Annotated in this window: 20 protein-coding genes and 1 pseudogene; 14 read left to right on the top strand and 7 right to left on the bottom strand. The window is 55.7% G+C overall.

Features of this window, described 5'->3' with window-relative positions:
* Positions 1-204: 204 nt before the first annotated feature.
* Positions 205-492, top strand: a complete 288-nt coding sequence (locus ACWXWJ_RS06630) for a YdeI/OmpD-associated family protein (protein WP_473963909.1) — start codon at positions 205-207, stop codon at positions 490-492.
* 30 nt (positions 493-522) lie between these two features.
* On the opposite strand, the gene ACWXWJ_RS06625 is transcribed toward ACWXWJ_RS06630, so the two are convergent.
* Positions 523-2256 carry a long-chain-fatty-acid--CoA ligase gene (locus tag ACWXWJ_RS06625; protein ID WP_293790825.1) on the bottom strand — a complete coding sequence of 578 codons (1734 nt, stop codon included), beginning with the start codon at positions 2254-2256 and terminating at the stop codon, positions 523-525.
* A gap of 157 nt (positions 2257-2413) precedes the next feature.
* Between ACWXWJ_RS06625 and mshA the strand changes: the two genes are divergently transcribed.
* The 7 genes from mshA to ACWXWJ_RS06590 all read left to right on the top strand — a co-directional run bounded on the left by mshA (position 2414) and on the right by ACWXWJ_RS06590 (position 8135).
* The gene (mshA, locus tag ACWXWJ_RS06620) at positions 2414-3673 is read left to right on the top strand and encodes a D-inositol-3-phosphate glycosyltransferase (RefSeq protein WP_448307795.1); all 1260 of its coding nucleotides are present in this window, start codon (positions 2414-2416) and stop codon (positions 3671-3673) included.
* Between the two features lie 111 nt (positions 3674-3784).
* Positions 3785-4249: a hypothetical protein gene (locus ACWXWJ_RS06615; protein WP_473963908.1), complete on the top strand. Its 465-nt coding sequence runs from the start codon at positions 3785-3787 to the stop codon at positions 4247-4249.
* Positions 4250-4322: 73 nt separating this feature from the next.
* Positions 4323-4502 carry a hypothetical protein gene (locus tag ACWXWJ_RS06610; RefSeq protein ID WP_296215380.1) on the top strand — a complete coding sequence of 60 codons (180 nt, stop codon included), beginning with the start codon at positions 4323-4325 and terminating at the stop codon, positions 4500-4502.
* Positions 4503-4564: 62 nt separating this feature from the next.
* Positions 4565-5179, top strand: a complete 615-nt coding sequence (locus ACWXWJ_RS06605; protein WP_448307797.1) for a type III secretion system chaperone family protein — start codon at positions 4565-4567, stop codon at positions 5177-5179.
* A gap of 56 nt (positions 5180-5235) precedes the next feature.
* On the top strand, positions 5236-6000 hold the full coding sequence (locus ACWXWJ_RS06600) for a phosphoglyceromutase (protein WP_293790820.1): 765 nt from the start codon (positions 5236-5238) through the stop codon (positions 5998-6000).
* Positions 6001-6005: 5 nt separating this feature from the next.
* Positions 6006-7310, top strand: coding sequence for a sensor histidine kinase (locus ACWXWJ_RS06595; protein WP_473963907.1), 1305 nt, complete (start codon positions 6006-6008; stop codon positions 7308-7310).
* Between the two features lie 132 nt (positions 7311-7442).
* Positions 7443-8135, top strand: a complete 693-nt coding sequence (locus tag ACWXWJ_RS06590) for a response regulator transcription factor (protein ID WP_293790818.1) — start codon at positions 7443-7445, stop codon at positions 8133-8135.
* On the opposite strand, the gene ACWXWJ_RS06585 is transcribed toward ACWXWJ_RS06590, so the two are convergent.
* On the bottom strand, positions 8132-9004 hold the full coding sequence (locus ACWXWJ_RS06585; protein ID WP_473963920.1) for a DUF3109 family protein: 873 nt from the start codon (positions 9002-9004) through the stop codon (positions 8132-8134). The two genes, ACWXWJ_RS06590 and ACWXWJ_RS06585, sit on opposite strands and share 4 nt — an antisense overlap.
* Before the next feature lie 165 nt (positions 9005-9169).
* On the opposite strand from ACWXWJ_RS06585, the gene ACWXWJ_RS06580 reads away from it, so the two are divergent.
* The 4 genes from ACWXWJ_RS06580 to ACWXWJ_RS06565 all read left to right on the top strand — a co-directional run bounded on the left by ACWXWJ_RS06580 (position 9170) and on the right by ACWXWJ_RS06565 (position 12491).
* Positions 9170-10105 carry a Ppx/GppA family phosphatase gene (locus tag ACWXWJ_RS06580; RefSeq protein WP_035002620.1) on the top strand — a complete coding sequence of 312 codons (936 nt, stop codon included), beginning with the start codon at positions 9170-9172 and terminating at the stop codon, positions 10103-10105.
* Positions 10106-10610: 505 nt separating this feature from the next.
* A complete protein-coding gene (locus tag ACWXWJ_RS06575; RefSeq protein WP_284804022.1) occupies positions 10611-11237 on the top strand; it encodes a class I SAM-dependent methyltransferase in 627 nt (208 codons plus the stop codon).
* Positions 11238-11450: 213 nt separating this feature from the next.
* A complete protein-coding gene (locus ACWXWJ_RS06570; RefSeq protein ID WP_034972524.1) occupies positions 11451-11813 on the top strand; it encodes a DoxX family protein in 363 nt (120 codons plus the stop codon).
* A 111-nt stretch (positions 11814-11924) separates the two neighbouring features.
* A complete protein-coding gene (locus ACWXWJ_RS06565; protein WP_473963906.1) occupies positions 11925-12491 on the top strand; it encodes a cysteine hydrolase family protein in 567 nt (188 codons plus the stop codon).
* Positions 12492-12663: 172 nt separating this feature from the next.
* On the opposite strand, the gene ACWXWJ_RS06560 is transcribed toward ACWXWJ_RS06565, so the two are convergent.
* The 4 genes from ACWXWJ_RS06560 to ACWXWJ_RS06545 form a co-directional block, all read right to left on the bottom strand.
* Positions 12664-13092, bottom strand: a complete 429-nt coding sequence (locus ACWXWJ_RS06560) for a GyrI-like domain-containing protein (protein ID WP_473963905.1) — start codon at positions 13090-13092, stop codon at positions 12664-12666.
* A 492-nt stretch (positions 13093-13584) separates the two neighbouring features.
* Positions 13585-13818, bottom strand: a complete 234-nt coding sequence (locus ACWXWJ_RS06555) for an antitoxin VbhA family protein (protein WP_473963904.1) — start codon at positions 13816-13818, stop codon at positions 13585-13587.
* Between the two features lie 306 nt (positions 13819-14124).
* Positions 14125-15261 (bottom strand): epoxide hydrolase family protein, encoded by a 1137-nt coding sequence (locus ACWXWJ_RS06550; protein ID WP_293792369.1) that lies wholly within the window; start codon positions 15259-15261, stop codon positions 14125-14127.
* Positions 15262-15322: 61 nt separating this feature from the next.
* Positions 15323-16279, bottom strand: coding sequence for a helix-turn-helix transcriptional regulator (locus tag ACWXWJ_RS06545; protein ID WP_473963903.1), 957 nt, complete (start codon positions 16277-16279; stop codon positions 15323-15325).
* A gap of 97 nt (positions 16280-16376) precedes the next feature.
* On the opposite strand from ACWXWJ_RS06545, the gene ACWXWJ_RS06540 reads away from it, so the two are divergent.
* A complete protein-coding gene (locus tag ACWXWJ_RS06540; RefSeq protein WP_473963919.1) occupies positions 16377-16643 on the top strand; it encodes a helix-turn-helix domain-containing protein in 267 nt (88 codons plus the stop codon).
* Positions 16644-16777: 134 nt separating this feature from the next.
* On the opposite strand, the gene ACWXWJ_RS06535 is transcribed toward ACWXWJ_RS06540, so the two are convergent.
* Positions 16778-17446 (bottom strand): hypothetical protein, encoded by a 669-nt coding sequence (locus ACWXWJ_RS06535; RefSeq protein WP_473963902.1) that lies wholly within the window; start codon positions 17444-17446, stop codon positions 16778-16780.
* Between the two features lie 264 nt (positions 17447-17710).
* Between ACWXWJ_RS06535 and ACWXWJ_RS06530 the strand changes: the two are divergent.
* Positions 17711-18422: pseudogene (locus tag ACWXWJ_RS06530) on the top strand (IS6 family transposase).
* Positions 18423-18528: the final 106 nt, after the last annotated feature.

The raw sequence follows: 18528 nt of genomic DNA, 5'->3' as shown, positions 1-18528 counted from the left end.
CCTGAATGTCGCTAGAACGGGAATGTGTCGCTGAGTTTGCAGCCGCCCAATTTTTTGCAACGCTCTGACCTGGGCTTTTGTTTAAGTGGTGATAATTCTCTTTAAGACATTCCCGAAATAGCGACATTGCGGCGCTTGGTGCCCCGCTAGAAAAGCAGTAGCTTTCTTTTATAGTGCTCTAAAACGAAAGCGAAAGGGGCGACCATGGCCGCATCCGCCCAGCTCAACTGGGAAGGTATCACTGGCGGGGTAGTGCACGCGCTGCCTGAAGATCTCGGCACCGCCCTTCGCACCGATGCTCGCACCCTCGAGTTGTGGGAAAGTCTCACTCCGCTTGGTCGCAACGAGTTTATTTGTTGGGTCACGGACGCCAAGAAAGCCGAAACCCGAGCCCGGCGTATTCGCCGAACTCGGGAAGAGCTCGAAGAGGGGAGGCGCCGCCCATGCTGCTGGCCCGGGTGCAAGCACCGCGAGCGCACCGGCCACGCCTAGGGTGATTTTTTCGACGCCCTCACGCCCCCACTACAGCATCGTCTGAACTAGATCCTTCACTTCGCGGCGCCGGATTTTGCCGATCAGATCGGTCGGCATCTCATCGATCACAAAGAAGCGGCGTGGCACCTTGTAGCGGGTCAGTCCCTCGCGAGCCCACTCACGCACGGCTTCCTTGTCGAAGTCGGCCTCGCTGACACCATCCGCCAGGACAACCGCTGCGACGACTTCCTCGGAGCCGTCGTCCTGTGGCAGACCAACCACGCCGGCGTTCTGGATCTGCTCGTGCTCTTCGAGGAATTCTTCAACCTCGGCTGGGTAGACGTTGAACCCGCCGGTGATGATCATTTCCTTAATGCGCGAGACGATCTTGATGAATCCATCCGGCTCCATTACGGCCATGTCTCCGGTGCAGAACCAGTCCTCGTGGAAAGGCTGATCCTCGTCTGGGATGTTGATGTACCCGTTGAACACCTGGCGGCCGCGAGCCAGCAGCTCGCCGGCCTCGCCGTCGGGCATGGTCTTGCTGAAGTCCTCCGGGTCAGCCACGCGCAATTCAGTATCCGGGAAGGGAACGCCAATGTAACCTGCGCGACGCTCCGGAGTGACGGGGTTCGCCACAAGGATCGGTCCGGACTCGGTCAGACCGTAACCTTCGACGATCTTTCCGCCAGTCTGCTTCTCCCACTCCATGGTGGTGTGTACTGGCAGGGGAGCGGCCCCGGACAACGCGTTGGCGATGCCGCTCAGGTCGAGGTTGTGCTCCTTGGCGGCCGTCAGAATCTTGTCATACAGGGTCGGCACACCCGGCATGTAGGTGGGAACCTCGCGCTTCAGCTGGTCCACGATCAGTGGGATCTCCGGCTTCGGCAGCAGCAGAAGCTTTCCGCCGGTGGACACAGCCAGTGCAGCGGTGAGCGTCAGCCCGTAGATGTGGAACAGTGGCAGGGCGGCGAGGAACTTCTCCTGGCCGCGTTCGCCGATGCCACTGATCCAAGAACGCCCCTGGACAACATTGGACATGACGTTGCCGTGCGTTAGCTGTGCACCCTTTGGCTTACCGGTTGTGCCGGAGGTGAACAGGATGAACGCAGGGGAGTCCTGGTTCGTATCCGGGCAGTTCTGAATATCGGCACCGTCGCCGCCCATCTTGGGGCTCTGCAGCTCAGAGAAAGGAATGGTGCCAGGCGCCTCCGCGTGCAGCTGTTCACGCTTTTCCTTCAGCGACTTGATCGGCAGTTTCAGTGCCAGGCGCTTAACTAGCGGCATGGCATCGATCATGTTCACGCTGACGACCTTTTCGATCGGTGTGGTACGCGAAAGTTCCTGGAATAGCGGGGCGATCTTGTCCCAAACTACCGCGACCTTCGCGGCATGGTCCTTGCACGGACCTTCCAGCTCGCGTGCGGTGTACAACGGGTTGTGTTCTGCCACGACGGCACCGAGCTTGTGTGCGGCGAAAATTGTCAGCAGGTGCTGCGGGCAGTTCGGTAGCGCCACCGCTACACGGTCACCCGAACGAACTCCCAGCTCGCGCAAGCCGGCGGCAACGCTCTTTACCTGCTTCAGGAATTCGGCGTAGGTCATGGTTTGGCCGAAGAAATCCAAAATGTCGGCGCTCGAGTGTTCGGCGACGGTGCGGTCGAGAAGCTTAGCCATGGTGTCATCCGTGTACTCCAGGCTGTGCGGGGTCCACTCCGCGTAGTACTTCAGGTAGGGCTTGTCCTTCCAGGCCGTTCCCTCTGGGCGCTCGATGTCAGTCATGTAGATCCCTTTGGTCTTAAAGAAACAGTCTTTAACGTGATGCACGTTACTTTGGAAGACTAACTAACTTCTTCTCTTTCTTTGGCCGAATTAAGCAAATTTTATTGACGCCACCTCGCTCCCCAGCTCCGCCCTAATCTGTCTAAGCTGGGGCGGTATGCGCGTCGCAATGATCTCCATGCACACCTCACCCCTCGAGCAGCCTGGTACGGGGGATGCCGGCGGAATGAACGTATACGTCAAAAATACCGCTGAGCAGTTGGAACGTATGGGCGTCACCGTCGATGTATTTACTCGTGCAACACGTCCACTGCAGGGCGAAGTGGTTAACGTTCGGCCGGGGTTGCGGGTGATTAACTGCGTGGCTGGTCCCTATGAGGGGTTGTCGAAGGAGGAGCTGCCTACGCAGCTGGCAGCGTTTACTGGGTCGATCCTGGCTTTTTGTCGCGAAGAGGGGGTCACCTACGACTTGATCCACTCGCATTATTGGCTGTCTGGTCAGGTCGGATGGCTGCTGCGCGATTTGTGGCAAATCCCTTGGGTGCATACCGCCCACACGCTAGCGGCCGTGAAGAACAACTCCTTGGCCGATGGTGATTCGCGCGAGCCGGAATCGCGCCGCATCTGCGAGCAGCAAATTGTGGACAATGCGGACTTGTTGATCGTCAACACGGACCAGGAGGTGCAGGATCTTATTGAGGGGTACGACGCCACAACGTGCGCTATTAAAGTCGTCCCACCTGGCGCAGATGTCGACCGGTTTACGCCTGGATCGGATCGCGCGACTGAGCGTTCGCGCCGCGATCTAGGTATTCCCTTCCGAGCGAAGGTGATTGGTTTTGTCGGTCGGCTGCAGCGATTGAAAGGCCCACAGGTGCTGCTGCGGGCGGTGGCGGAGCTGCGCCGCCGGCATCCGGAACAGCAGTTGGCGGTGGTAATTTGTGGTGGTTCTTCTGGGGCAGGCGGCAACGAACTGGAAAGACTGCAGCTGCTGGCCCAAGAGCTGGGGATTAGTCGGTTCGTGCGTTTCTTGGCGCCGCGCCCGCCCGAGGAACTGGTGGGCGTTTACCAGGCAGCCGACATTGTGGCGGTGCCCAGCTACAACGAATCCTTCGGTCTTGTGGCGCTGGAGGCGCAGGCGTGCGGCACACCGGTCGTGGCCACTCGGACGGGCGGTTTGCCGATCGCAGTGGACGATGAGAAATCGGGCCTTTTGGTGGAAGGGCACGATACGGAGGCCTGGGCGGATGCTTTGGGCAGACTCGTGATGGATGATGACTTGCGCATCGCTATGGGGGAGTATGCCCCCAGTCATGCTGCGAAATTCTCCTGGCAGGCAACTGCGGAAGCTTTGTACGACTTGTACGAAGAGCTGCCGCCGGCGGGGCACCGTGGGGAGCGCCAGCCTGCCGGGTAGAAGCCAAGCATCCAGACAAACCTCATCTCTGGATAACTGCTAATCTCCATAAAAGGATTGGAAGAATAGTTTCATTACACTTTCTCAAAGCTATCTAGGAGATAAATAAGAATGCCTGGAAATGTTTACGGGGAAAATGAGGAATCGCTCGACTTGGCGCGCATTGGATTGTGGTTCGTATCGATCCTATTATCACTGTCGACTATTGCGTTGTTATGTAGTTGGCTATTCTTTCACCGCTATGCAGATGCTTTTGTTGCGTCTCACTCCTCTTCATTTGAAGGGGTGGATGATCCAGGGGTTCGAAGCGGTGTGATCCTTGGAGCACTAATCCTCCGTACTGTGGTTGCTCTTACCTGGGGTTTCTCTGCCGTTTACCTGTATAGGGAGTTGCAAAAGCGGCGCGAGCAGGCCGGGGTGATTTTGATGTTCTACGCGGGCGTGTGTCTTGTGAGTTTTTCGTATCTTGCGTTCCATGCAGATCTACCCGCAATTACTGTGGTGCGTATCGTTCAGGTAGTAGTTTCAATAACATTATTGCTTTACCTTTTCTTAAGGAAAATTCGCAGTTTTTAGTCTTGCTGAGATAATGGTTTTGTTGTTACCGTGGAGAGGTAGTTGGAAACCTTGAATCAGGAGTTTTTCGGTAATGGATCGCCTGAAAATTGAACAACTCAAAGCGGTGGTCATGTCGATCATCGCATTGCTTACATTGGTCGTTGCTGCCATGACACATGACTATGCAATGACCTGGGTACCCGTTCTGCTAAGTGCTTTTGCTGCTTGGTTCTGGTGGAAGTGGAGCGCGCTTTCCCAGCGCGGGGAGTAACTTCCTTGGATAAAGACTGAAGCTACCTGCGCCGGGGCAAGGGGAAATGTAGTTTGGGGCGTATGGATCGCTCAAGGATTTGTGAACTTCTGGACGAGGCGGAAGTTGAATACACCGTCCCCGAAGGACCGGCCGGTAACGATGGCAATGTTGTAGTTGTGCTGCCGGGGGAAAAGCGCCTGAAGACGAATTGCATCTTCATCCCGCAGGATGGCATGTTCCGCGTGGAGGCTTTCGTCTGCCGTGCCGTTGAAGAAGGCCAGGAAGAGGTCTACAAGCTTCTGCTGCACGCCAACCGTCGCTGCTATGGAGTGCACTACACGCTGGATCGAAACAACGACATTTATCTGGTCGGCCAGTTTTCGGACAATACAAGTAGTGAGGAAATTCAACAGATCCTCGGCCAAGTGCTGGAGAGGGCGGATGCGGACTTCAACCGCATTTTGGAACGCGGTTTTGCGTCCTCCATCCGCCACGAGTGGGCATGGCGCCTGTCGCGCGGCGAACCCACGATGAACCTCGCTGCATTTGCACACCTCAAGCCCTCCGAACAAGAGGTTCAGTTGTTGGCTCCGCCACCGGGCTCCAAGTTGGCGTCCGAAGCAAAGAGCCCGAGCGTCCCGGATCTAGCCGGTGACGGCGAAGGCGAAGAAACAGACACAGAATCGGGAGAATAGCCACGGTACCGCCGTATCCGGGGCGCGCAGGCGCGCAGCATGGCAGAATTGAGAGTATGAGCGAGCAAAATAATTCCCACGGAAATCTGATTCTGCTGCGTCACGGCCAGAGTGAATGGAACGCCTCCAACCAGTTCACCGGCTGGGTGGATGTAGCGCTGACCGAAAAGGGGCGCGAAGAGGCGGTTCGCGGCGGCGAGTTGATCAAGGAAGCCGGCCTGGCTCCGTCCATTCTGTACACCTCCCTGCTGCGTCGCGCTATTACCACCGCAAACATCGCCCTCGACGCGGCGGATCGTCACTGGATCCCCGTTGTTCGCGACTGGCGCCTGAACGAGCGCCACTACGGCGCACTGCAGGGTCTGAACAAGGCTGAGACTAAAGACAAGTACGGCGAAGATCAGTTCATGGCATGGCGCCGTTCTTACGACACCCCGCCACCAGCTATCGACGCTGACAACGAGTACGCACAGACCAACGATCCGCGTTACGCCGACCTGCCAGAGGTTCCGGCCACGGAGTGCCTGCTGGATGTCGTCAAGCGCTTCATCCCCTACTACCAGGAAGAGATTGAGCCACGGGTGAAGAACGGCGAGACCGTACTGGTGGCCGCACACGGTAACTCTCTGCGCGCGCTGGTTAAGCACCTGGACAACATCTCCGATGAGGACATTGCGGCCCTGAATATCCCGACCGGCATTCCGCTGGTGTACCGCATTGACGCGAATGGTCAGGTTCTCAACAAGGGTGGCGACTACCTGGATCCGGAGGCAGCAGCAGCTGGCGCTGCCGCCGTCGCCGCACAGGGTCAGGCTAAGTAATAGTCTTGGATTTCCTTACCTCTGGGCTTGCCCTCGGGGTTCTTTTGGGGCTGGTTTTTGGCGTATGCCTCGGCGCATTCGGCATGTGGGTATACCGCAAACGAGTGCAGGCTCAACGCAATACCCGCACCCAAAAGGAACTCGAGGGCAACCGTGTTTCTACCGTCGCCCAGGTCCTCCACTTCACCATTCAATCCGCGCCCGATGCAGTGGCGGTGGTGGACCGTAAGCGCAATGTGGTGCTGTCGAATCCCCGAGCCCACGAGCTCGGGCTGGTGCATGAGCGAAACCTCAATGCCGAGGCGTGGAAGATGGTGGAGCGAGTCTTTGCCGACCAGGAGCCGCGGCAGTTGAACTTTTTGCCACCACCACGCCGCAGCAATCGTCCCGTTATTGCGGTAGCCGGTCAGGTACAGCTGCTCTCGTTAGCGGATGATCGTTTTGCGGTGGTGTACGCCGCCGATGACTCTGAAACAGTGCGCATGGAATCCGCGCGCCGCGATTTCGTGGCCAATGTCTCCCATGAGTTGAAAACCCCGGTGGGCGCTATCTCTTTGCTGGTGGAGACTCTTATGTCGGTGCGTGACGATGAGGAAGCGGTTGAGTACTTCGGCTCGAAATTGATCGTTGAGGTACGCCGCATGAATCAGATGATCACCGAGCTGATCAGCTTGTCTAAGTTGCAGGGTGCCGAATCGCTGCCGGATCTGGAGGTCTTGAGCATCGATAAGGTCATTGAAGATGCGATCGATCGCTGCCGACTCGCAGCGGAGGCGCGAAACATCGAGATCGTGAAGGATTCGCGGTCCGGCGTGATGGTGAAGGGTGATAAGGGACTCTTGGTTACCAGTGTCTCCAACTTGCTGACCAACGCAATCAACTACTCGCCCGAAGGATCACCCGTTTCCATCTCCCGCGACGTGCAAAACGACATGGTAATTATCCGAGTCACCGATCGGGGTATTGGCATTTCGCAGGATGATCAAAAGCGCGTCTTTGAGCGGTTCTTCCGAGTGGATAAGGCACGGTCCCGCAACACGGGAGGCACAGGCCTGGGGCTTGCAATCGTAAAGCACGTCATGGCCAACCACGGGGGCAGCGTGTCTTTGTGGTCCCGCCTCGGAACTGGCTCAACCTTCACGCTGGAGCTACCGCGATTCGAGGAGGGCAACGCGAAGAACCTGCCCAGTGGTGAGATTCCGGTGATTCCCGATAAGCGGCGGCTGGACGATGCGAAGGCTGCAGGGAATACAGAAGTTACAAGTAACAAGAAGGCCACGGGGGATGAAGAACGCGGCCGTGAAGGGTAGCCGCCCGGTTATCGTCAGGTAATTCCCCGATGAATTACGTGTATTTGGGGTTGCTACAGCCTAAATCCTGCGCGGACGTTAGCATAGGGGGCGGTAGCTTGAAAATATTCTTTTGAAAGGTATTCGGCAGCTGTGACGAGCGTTTTGATTGTCGAAGACGAAGAGTCTTTGGCGGAACCCCTAGCGTTCCTTCTGAAGAAAGAAGGTTTCGAAGTCTTCATGGCCCCGGATGGCCCGACTGCGTTAGACACCTTCGCAGCTGAGGACATCGACATCATCCTTTTGGATTTAATGCTGCCCGGCATGTCCGGCACGGAAGTCTGCCGACAGCTGCGCCAGACCTCCAGTGTTCCGGTAATTATGGTCACCGCTCGCGACAGCGAAATCGACAAGGTCGTTGGCTTGGAACTCGGCGCCGATGACTATGTGACCAAACCTTATTTCGCCCGCGAGCTGATCGCCCGCATCCGCGCGGTGCTGCGCCGCGGTGGCGAAATCGAGGTTGAGACTCCAGCTGAGGATGGTCTAGTACTGCAGGAAGATCGCGTGATGATGGACGTTGAGCGCCACATCGTCACCGTTGACGGCCAGAAGGTTCCGATGCCGCTCAAGGAATTCGACCTGCTCGAATACCTCATGCGCAACAGCGGGCGCGTGCTCACCCGTGGCCAGCTGATCGATCGTGTCTGGGGCGCCGATTATGTCGGCGACACCAAGACCTTGGATGTCCACATCAAGCGGTTGCGTTCCAAGATCGAGCGCAACCCCTCGCGCCCAGAGATTCTGGTGACCGTCCGCGGCTTGGGCTACAAGTTCGAGGCCTAGAGCCCGCGCCGCCGTGCCTCCGCCGTCGCTGGGTGGATCGATAGCAGTGGGAACCCGCTCGGTGAGATCCGCGCCAGCTTCTCACGTTCCGCGCAGTGAGCCGCGACGACTTCATAGGCTTCTGCACCGATGAGCTCTGTCAGCTCCTCGCGTCCGGTGCGCCATAGAGCCTCGCTGCCCGCGTGGCAGTTCGGATCCGAGGAGCAGTACCAATCGAAGTCCTCGCCGCCGTCGCCCCACCCGCGCCGGTTGTATTCAGTGACGGTCGTACGCAGCATCTCCACCCCGTCGGGCCGCGTTTCCCAGTCCTCGAGTCGCCGCAGTGGCACCTGCCAGCACACCTCGGGCTTTGCCGCAGTCAGTTCCACGTCGTTGCGCAGCGCCCAGGCATGCAATGCGCACCCTTGACCTGCCGGGAAGCCCTCGCGGTTAGCGAAAATGCACGCACCGTTCGTGGTTACCGTCTTGAGGGCGGGTTCCATCTCGCCCTCGTCGTTTTCAAGCTCGTCCCATTCGAGCCATGGCTCGATTTCGTCTGTGTTCTCGTCGTCGCTGCTGTAGTCGCTGTGTTTTTTATGACGCCCAGTCGCCTCCCATTCTTCCATTTCAGCGGGACGGTTCTGCCAATCTTCCGCGGTGAGCTTTTCCGCGACATTTCGCAGGGTCGCACGGTCGTCTTCATCCGTGAGAAATGCTCCGTGAGTGCAGCAGCCGACGTCCGGATTCTCGGCGTCAATACCTAAACACGCTTCGGTGCCAAACCGGCAACGGTACGTGGACAGCAACCAGGTGAGATCTACCTGAATAATGTGTTCTGAATCGGCGGGGTCGATGAATTCCAGCCATTCGCGTGCGTGGTCAGCGGGCATTTCGCGGCCGGCTCGGATGGAAAGATCGGCAGGGGTTCCCTCCGGGTAGCCGGTAGCCAGATCGTTGTTGAGGCCTTCTGGCTGGACCGTCGAGGGGGTTGCAGATTCGCTTTCCATAGACGTTTCATTCACGAGTTCCACCGTAGACGCATTAGGCTGGGAGGCGTGCGATTAGGTGTGCTTGACGTAGGTAGCAATACAGTTCATCTGGTGGTCGTCGATGCACAGCGCGGCGGACCGCCGACCCCCATGAGCAATTGGAAAACACCCATGCGCTTGGTGGAGTACCTGGATGACAAGGGAGCCATTAACCACAAAGGGCAGGAAAAGCTCCTCAACGGTGTGGCATTGGCGAAGGAGATGTCCGAGCAGTTCCGCTGTGAGGAAATGCTGCCTTTTGCCACCTCCGCAATCCGTTCAGCGGAAAACTCCGACAAGGTGTTGGACAAAGTGGAGAAGGAAACCGGGGTGCGCCTGCGGATTCTTTCGGGGGATGATGAAGCGAGGCTGACGTTCCTGGCGGTGCGACGTTGGTACGGCTGGTCGGCGGGACGGATTTGCGATCTGGATATTGGCGGTGGATCGCTGGAAATGTCTATCGGAATGAACGAGGATCCGGATGTCGCCTGCAGCGTGAACCTGGGCGCTGGGCGGTTGACTCGTGAGTGGTTCGATACTGATCCGCCGTCGAAAAAGAAGATCGCTGCGCTGAAGGAATTCATCGATGAAGAGCTGAATGATCCGGTGGAGAAGCTGTTGGATTCCGGTGATATTGACTTGGCGGTGGGTACGTCTAAGACCTTCAGAATGTTGGCGCGACTCACAGGTGCAGCGCCTTCTTCTGCAGGCCCGCGGGTCAAGCGCACGCTGACTCAGGCTGGTCTGCGTCAGTTGATTGCCTTTATTTCCCGCATGACTGCCGCCGATCGCGCGGAGCTGGAGGGAGTAAGCGCCGAGCGCTCTCACCAGGTGGTTGCCGGTGCACTTGTGGCGGAAGCGACGATGCGCAAGCTAGATATCGATGTGCTGCACATGTGTCCGTGGGCGCTGCGCGAAGGAGTGATCTTCCGGCAGCTCGACCATAGTTCGCAGACGAACTAACAATCCTTAACCTGGTTGATAGACCCCGTCTACGCCGACACCCGCGCGGACTCGGCAAATATACGCCTCATGAAGCTTGAAGCGTTCTAGGTTTAATTCCTAGTTTGTCTGTTGCATCCTGTCGTCTGTGTGCGTTTCGCAGCCTCTAGATGACTATCGTGTGCAGTAAACATCCCGTGAGGCCGGTACCCCACGCGGTGCCTGACACAACCAGAGTCATCGAAATATGGATTACTTTCTCTCCGACCACCATGAAGTTGAGCGCAAGCAGTCCAGTTCATGGCACATATGCAGAAAACCTTCTTACGGCATGTGACAGTTTGTATGTTGGAGTAATTAGCAGCTCGCTGGCAACCCTGGATCTATGAGACCTATTTTTATGGTCATGCGTTGTTGACTGACTATTCTTTCTGCTTGATCGCTATGGGTCACGATAGATTTTTACCATTGGAGCTCTTTGTTGTCGCTGATTTACCCAGTCGCAGCGTTGTCTACTAGGTCTCCGTTGAATACCAGCCAACAAGAAATGATGGGAGATAAAGTGCGGGTGCGGCAGTCATATGCAGAGCGTGCTTTCGAATACGTTGCGGCGCTAGGTGATGTCGACAGCATGGATCCACTAGACGTTAACCTTATAACTGATTGGGGGATGAATATTCATGGTCCTTTGCTTGATGCTGGTTCAGGGCCAGGTCATTGGACTGAACTCCTGCGTAGTTTGGGCTGTGACGTCACGGGTCTCGATATAGTTCCAGAATTTGTTGACTCGGCACGCCAGCGATTTCCTCTAGCCACCTTCGAGACAGGTAACCTTTTGGATATGCCGTTCGAATCTTCTAGATTCGACGGGATCCTTGCTTGGTATTCACTCATCCATATGACACCAAAAGAACGCCGCGCAGCTTTAAGAGAGTTTTCTAGGGTCCTCAAACCGAAAGGAACTCTCCTTATCGGGGCGTTCCTAGGGCAGCAGGGCGTTTCGTTTAGCCATGCGATCACAGAGGCCTTCTACTGGTCGGAAGCGGGATTGGTTACCTATTTGGAGTCTGCGGGTTTTCAAGTGATCTCCGTCGATACTCGTGATTCCGAAGGTAGGCGACCTCATATTTCAGTGCTAGCTCGACTTCCTTAGGAAGACTCATGGAGCACGGATGGGTTCTTCGTGTTTGGCATGATCTGTTCTTGATCTACAGGATTCCGATAGAACGTGAGGCTGCATTTAGGGGCGCACACCACAGGAAAGATGACAACAGGGTAAACGCTGAGAGGTAAAATTCGGGACAGCGCACTAAAATTGTTGAAGGAGCGATACCGCGCGTTATCTATTGTCTAAGAAGGTGCTTCAATGAACTCTTTAGCAACCCGTGGAAATTATCTGCTGGCCTCGGTTCTTGCCGGGGATGCGTTAATGTCGATTAAGCCTCCGAAATTCATCAGCCGATGCCTCAACGGTGTGAACTTTCCCAAAGACTGGTGGTGGGCGCTCATTGGAATCAAGTCGCTCGCAGCGACAGGTTTAGTTACAGGAACAGTGAGCAAGAACAACTCGATGACGGCAACCGTGTCGGTAGGGGTTTTGGGCTACTTCATCTTCGCCATCATTGCTCACATCAGAGCAAACTTCCTCGGGCGAGAATTTTGGGTTAATTGCTTAGGTATGACAGCACTCAGTGCCACAGTCGTCTCAATGAATCTGACGAAACGATAACAAAGGCTATTACTAGATATGGCCTACCCCTAGGAAGAATGTCTGAGGTTGACTACCGATAGTGCTCGAACCTCGAAGTAATCAAGCTAGTTGTTGTTAAAAAGGAAGTCTATGAACCCTGCTGCACTGATCGTGATCGATGTTCAATATGCCTTTGATGATCAAACATATTGGGGAAAGCGTAACAATCCGGGCTGTGAAAGCAATATTTCCCGTCTGGTGAGTACTTGGCAGGATAGGGGTTGGCCGATCGTGGTTGTGCGCCATGATTCCGATCACCCAGGGTCGCCACTACATCCAAGTTCCGCAAAACATTCATTCAAAGATTGCGTGCCGCAAAACTTCGACTTGTTAGTCACCAAGAACGTAAATTCGGCGTTTTACGGTACCCCGTCCTTGGAAGAGTGGTTGCACAAACGGGGGATCAACAAGCTCGTAATTTGCGGCATCACTACCAACCACTGCTGTGAAACTACCGCACGCATGGCCGGAAATCTGGGATTCGACGTGTCATTCATTCTAGATGCCACTGCTTGTTTCCCGCGCACTGATCATGAAGGAAAAACTGTATCCGCAGATGAGATCATGCGTGCCACTGCTGCAAATCTTCATGGCGAGTTTGCCAACGTAATGACAACGGCGAACTATGTGGAAACCTGTGCGAGAAACTTCAATTAGTACGTTGCACTTTAGCTATATACAGCTTGTTTCAGTCGTGAGAGGTGAACGGTTGCTAAGGCTTACAGGGGCTGTGAGTGCTGTGAGTACAAACATAACCTATGTGGGACCTGTCTGAGCTGCCCCAGATTTTCCCGTCTGCTCTAACGGAACAAAACTTGGGGTACTTCAGTTAACCGGTAACACTGATCCATATCTCAATTGTGGCTCCACGGTGAACTACTACATCAGTAGAAAACGCCCGAGGCAAATCACCTGATGCAGATAGCTCCCATATTTTCTCCCATGTCGCAATTAACGATTCTGGTTGCTGGCCACTGGCGTCAAAAACCTTCCTTTGCTCAGAAGGGATCGGAACCACTTGCCACTTCTCGTTCTCTTGGTATGGTTCAGGTTTGTTTACGCTTACGCCAACGACTTGGTTATATGCTCCAGTTTCATCCGATTCGTACTTCCATAACACCGCATAGAAACAGTCGTCTGCCCGAGTAGGTACCGCTGCTAAGTCTTGGTCCGTCATTGCGGTTTCCCAAAGCTCGGGGATCTTGGCGTGATCAGTACTTTCAATAGAATTTGTTGTCCTAGTGCTAGGTCCAATCACGAACGCAAGTGAAGGATCCTGGGTCTAGTTTCGATCCGGTTGTGTCAGCTGTGCTGATGGGGTCGATGAGATAGTGCTCGGTGTCTATGTCTTGTGGGGTGGTACAGTCCAACGCTTCCTTGGAGTGCTTGGTGTTCCATGAAAGAACTTTCCGCAAGGCGGCCATACCCGAAGGTATGGAGGTCTAGTCATTTATTGAATGGTGCACGTAACGTCGCATGACCGCTAGTCCGTGTGGAGTCCTGCGGTCAGTACCTTGCCTGTTCGGGGAGGTAGAGAAAGCAAAGACTATGAATGTGAATCTCTAATCGGCGCGATTGTTGAATGGCTTTCATAAAGGGTATGCTTTTACGACACTGCTCCAGCCGTGGTGATTTTGTGATGTCACACGCTTAGCTTTGTGGGCGGCCTTGACCGAGGGTAAATCTGCGCAGTCTGACCTGCGCAAAGTGAAAACTGATTCCTCTCAGAGGCTATGGGGCTCGCATGTCATTACTGTGCGTCTTTCGCTTTGGCGATGCGTTGGCGGAGGACTTCGGCGCGTTCGCTGTCGCCGTAACCGTAGGATTCAATCACTTCCAGCGCTGCCTCGTCGCCAGTGATCTCCCCTCGGAGAACGCGGCGTAGGCGCGCTTCCTGCTCGAGGCTGATCGTGTGTCCGGCCATCGTCATGGAGGCGCGGACGGCAGCGACCTTCTGATCTTCGGTGCGGTTGTCGGTAGTCATGGTTTGTATTCCTCTAGAGCCGGTAGCGATGGGGCGTGTTGTTTCTCTAGTTACATGGGTGATCCCAGTTTCAGTCTGTTCGACCTCACAGGGGAGCTGTAGCTGTTTATTCAGTATGCAGCCGGGGGTGTTTGCGGTGGTGTGGTTGGCTGCGGGGCGTGTGGGCTATCTGTTACGGCTGGCGGGTCGTCTACATCGTCGGCGAACTGTTCAGCGACGATGCCGAACAGGTAGCCGAACACTAAGAGGCCGAACCAGCCGATCGACCAACACAACACGGCAAAGAAGGCACGACAGGAATGTGGGTCAGGACAGGTGCCCGATAGCGCAGCGAATGTCAGTTGCGACGAGGTCTGGCTGCTCCCAGGCAGCGAAGTGCCCACCCTTAGCGGCTTCGGTCCAGTGCACGATCTCGTCAGTATTCTCCGCGATGCGGCGCACTGGTCGACTGATGTCGTTGGGCATGACCAAGATGGCTGTAGGGACGTCGGACTTGGAAAGAGGAGCGGTCCAGTCGGGGCGTCCGTACTTGTAGTAGCGAGCGGCCGATCCCGCCGTGCGGAAGAACCAGTAGATCGACACTGCGGTGAGCATCTGGTCGCGTCCGAGAAGTGCGTCAGGGTTCTCCTCGGTGCTGGTCCAGTCGTGGAAGCGCTCGACCATCCAGGACATCTGTCCGATGGGCGAGTCGGTCAGTGCGTAGGCCAGTGATTGTGGGCGGGTGGACTGAAGTATGGCGTAGGCGCTCAGGTCGTACTGATATCGGATGCCGCGCGCGACAGCCTCCGCTTCGGCCGGATTAGACATGTCAGCGGTGTCGCGGGTAAGGCCCTCGCCACCCAGCATCCCTGTGGTGTGAATGCCTGCGACCGCTTCAGGATGTTGGATTCCCAAATTGCGAACGATTCCGGATCCCGTGTCGTAGCCGTGCGCGAGGAACCGGTCGTATCCGAGCCGGTGCATCAGGGTGGCGAAGGCGTCAGCGACGCGGCTTACGGTCCAACCGTTCGCGGGGCCGGAGATCCCGAACCCTGGAATGGTGGGGATCACGACGTGAAAGGCCTGTTGATCTTCTCCGGGATCCGTGAGCTGAGGCAGCATGTCGAGGAAGTCTACTGGTGTGCTAGGCCAGCCATGCACGAGGAGTAAGGGCTTGGCTTCAGGTTGTTGCGAGAGTTGGTGGAAGAAGTGAATGTCGTGTCCGTCGATTGGAGTCGTGAATTGCGGCACGGCATTGATGCGGGCCTCCTGGGCGCGCCAGTCGAAACCGTCCTTCCAGTAGGCGGTGAGCTCCTTGGCGTAGTCAAGAGGAAGTCCGTCAGCCCAGTCATCGGTGGGGCCTCGGTCGGGCCAGCGCACGGACTCAAGTCGCTGCTGCAAGTCGGTGAGTTCGGTTTCGTCAATGTGGAGAGTGAACGGTGAAATCTGTGTCGTTGTGTTCATGTCTACAACTTAATCAGCCCTTGTGGACACAGGTTGGCCACAAGTCCAACGATCAGTCAGTTTAGGGCATAGTCGCCTCAATTAGTCGCTTGCCCCAGGCCTGTAAATGATGCCTGGCCTCTTTGGGCTCGTGAACCTTGAATGGTGCACCGATGCTGGTGAGGCCGAAGGCGACCCAATCAAGCTGATCTGCGGCGATCGTGACGTTGCAGGACCCCGGGCCGGTCGGCTCGATACTGGCATACTCACCAAGAACCTCTTCCGCTCGCGCAGCATTCGCTTGGACGGTGGCGCGCACCAGGTGGAGCGACCGCGCGGCGGTCAGGCCCTCGGACAAGAACGTCGAAGCATCGCCGCTCGGGAGTTGCCGTTGGGCGAAGGCATCCCCAGTCGGTTGTGCCTCGGTGATGCGATCCACGCGGAATAGTCGCCAGTCCTGCCTCAGTAGGTCAAAGGCGACAAGGTATAGAAGACCCTCCCGCGAGACGAGGTCGTGCGGTTCGACTTCGCGGGTAGACTTCGCTCCACCTGCTGTGCTGTAAGCAATCAATATTCTTTCGCTGCGGCGGGAAGCAGTGGCGACGGTAGTGATGACTCGCACCTCACTGATGGGACGTCGTTTGCCGGGCGGCGAGGAGATAGTAATGCTCCGTAGGGCCTCAACCTGACGACGTACCTTTGGTGGAAGGACCTCCATGAGCTTCACCAGCGCACTCACCGTCGCATCGATGTCGGAGTCGGCTGCCTTGGCGGTTGCGTAGGTCAGTCCGAGCACAACGACCACCGCCTCGTCCTCAGAAAGCATTAACGGAGGCAACGCGGACTTACCCGTTAAGGCGTAGCCCCCACCGGTTCCTCGGCTCGCGCTAATCGGATAGCCGAGCTCCTGCAGAGTGGACACGTCACGGCGTAGTGTGCGTGGGCTAATCTCCAAGCGTTCAGCCAGTTCAGCCGCGGGCCACAATCGTCCCGAGTGCAACAAGGTCAGCAACTCAAGAAGGCGCGTGTTGCTCGACATGGGTCGATTCTATCTGACTGTCCCGTAGGTGTTAGGACAGCTTGTTGAATGGATCTCTCAAGGCCTGTCGGGGGCTCTGATCATACGAGAGAAAGAGATGCTTGGGAGCACCTTCGAGTGGGGTCCGCATCGATCAACGTCTCCGGTCAGTACAGCTCCATCATTCGAGGACGTCAGGCCGAAGGGATCGCCCGGGCGAAAGAGCGTGGGGTGTACAAAGGTCGCGTACGAGCGCTCACTAATGAGCAAGTGGGCTCAGGCACGCGAATGGGTGGATGATAGCGTGCCGAAAGCAGAAATTGCGCGGCGTCTAAAAGTGGGGAGAACAACGCTGTATGCATATTTTAAAGCAGCTATGGATTAGCTGATTAGTTCCTTCTATAACGTCTTTCTGTTTAGAATATCTAAGGCGCCTGCTCTCAACGTTTAGGAAATCTAGCCTACTTAATAAAGGAATGTGAAACACACTTGGTAGGTATGAAGCGCTCTATAAGAATGCTATTCACCCCAGACAAGAGTGGTCTCTATATCTTGGTTGAGCATTATTTTATCACAAATGTCATCATTGTTAACTAGGGTAATCACGCGGGTCCCGCATTGTGCGAGAAATATCAGCCATTTGTTGGAGTGCCAAGCCGCTGTAGCAAATATTGTGCCGTCGAAGCCCGCGTCTTTAACTTCACCAGTAAATGATCCTGTTAAAATAGAGTGTCCATTTAGTGTATGTTCTTCGTATGGGGGCATATCGAGTCCCTCCCAGAGGTAATAGCAATACTGGGGTGGTCCTAATTCTGCACGTAGTGAATACCAAAATAGCTGTAGGCTGGTATTAAAGGGGAAATCTACATTTGTTAATATTTGAGACTGAAATGTCTCATCACTCATTTTTCCGAAAGCCTGCCTGAAATCACGAAAGGGAAGAAGGGGTCTTCCCAAACGTCTTCCTAGTTGTGTCCAAGTTGGAAGCGGGGCATCATTTTTAATGAAAGAAGGATGGGTCAATTCCCCGCGCACTTCAATACAGTATTGGTAGTCGCGTGCTAGAGTCGCCAAAAATTCGGCATTTTCGATGTCGTATGGAAAGTATTCTGGATATAAAATATTAACATCTGACAGGAAATCCCAAGTGGGTTCTCCAATTTTATTATATCTGAAAAAGTCTAACATCTATATACTTTCCAAAAATGGTTCGGTAATTCGGAGATGACTTTCTAAAGTATCCACGTTGGTCGATGGACGAGGGAGCCTCGCTCATCTTTAATAAACTGAGAAAATTGTAACGTAGCCCGAACCTCACTTGTGCCTGTATACGATACCTCAGTGAATCTACCTTCGTGTTGGCTGAAGGGGCATTCTCCCCTAGGAGTGAGTGATTGCGGTGTTGTTGCAAAGTTGGGGCAGTAGGAAGAGCGACGTGAACTAATCACAGCAATGGGTGTATTCTCCGGTCGTTATTTCCCCCGTGACATCATTCTATGGGGAGTGCGGTGGTACTGCCGCTACGGGGTGAGCTACCGCGATCTGGAGGAATTGATGACTTCAGCGGGGCGTGCCGGTCGATCACACCAGGATCTACCGCTGGGTTCAGAAATGCGCGCCTGAGCTGGACAAGCAAACACGGTGGTATCGGCAGGTACCTGACTGGCAGGCTAGTTCCTGGCGGGTGGATGAGACCTATATCCGGGTCGGCGGCAGGTGGTGCTACCTCTATCGGGCGATCACCGCCGGTGGCCAGACCCTGGACTTTTACCTCTCCCCGAAGCGAAACGTGGCCGCAGCGAAGCGTTTCCTGACCAAGGCCCTCAAATCCAATGCGTCAGCCGGGTATCCCAGAGTGATCAACACCGATAAAGCACCCTCCCTAGCCAGGGCAATCGCCGAGTTGAAGTCAGAGGGAATCTGCCCGCCAACAGTGCAACACCGGCAGGTGAAATACCTCAACAACATCCTGGAAGGCGACCATGGTCGGCTGAAGCGGATCCTCGGGCCGAAAGGCGCGTTTAAGAACCGGACATCTGCATATCGGACGTTGAAAGGGATGGAGGTGATGCACTCATTGCGGAAAGGGCAAGGCGCGATGTTTGCCTACGGGCAACCGAACCCGGACGCGGTGATCGTCAACCGGGTCTTCGAGACGGCCTAACAACGCCCACACGCAGCGGCCATCAGGGAATGAGAAACTGAGTCTTCGCTGCTCTCCCCCCAACTTTGCCACAGCACCTATACGAGCCAGGTGCGCGTCATGCGGG

It is taken from the genome of Corynebacterium sp. p3-SID1761, from assembly GCF_055862885.1.
Note: the sequence above shows the minus strand (reverse complement) of the source record. Positions and strands in the feature narration are given on the sequence as shown.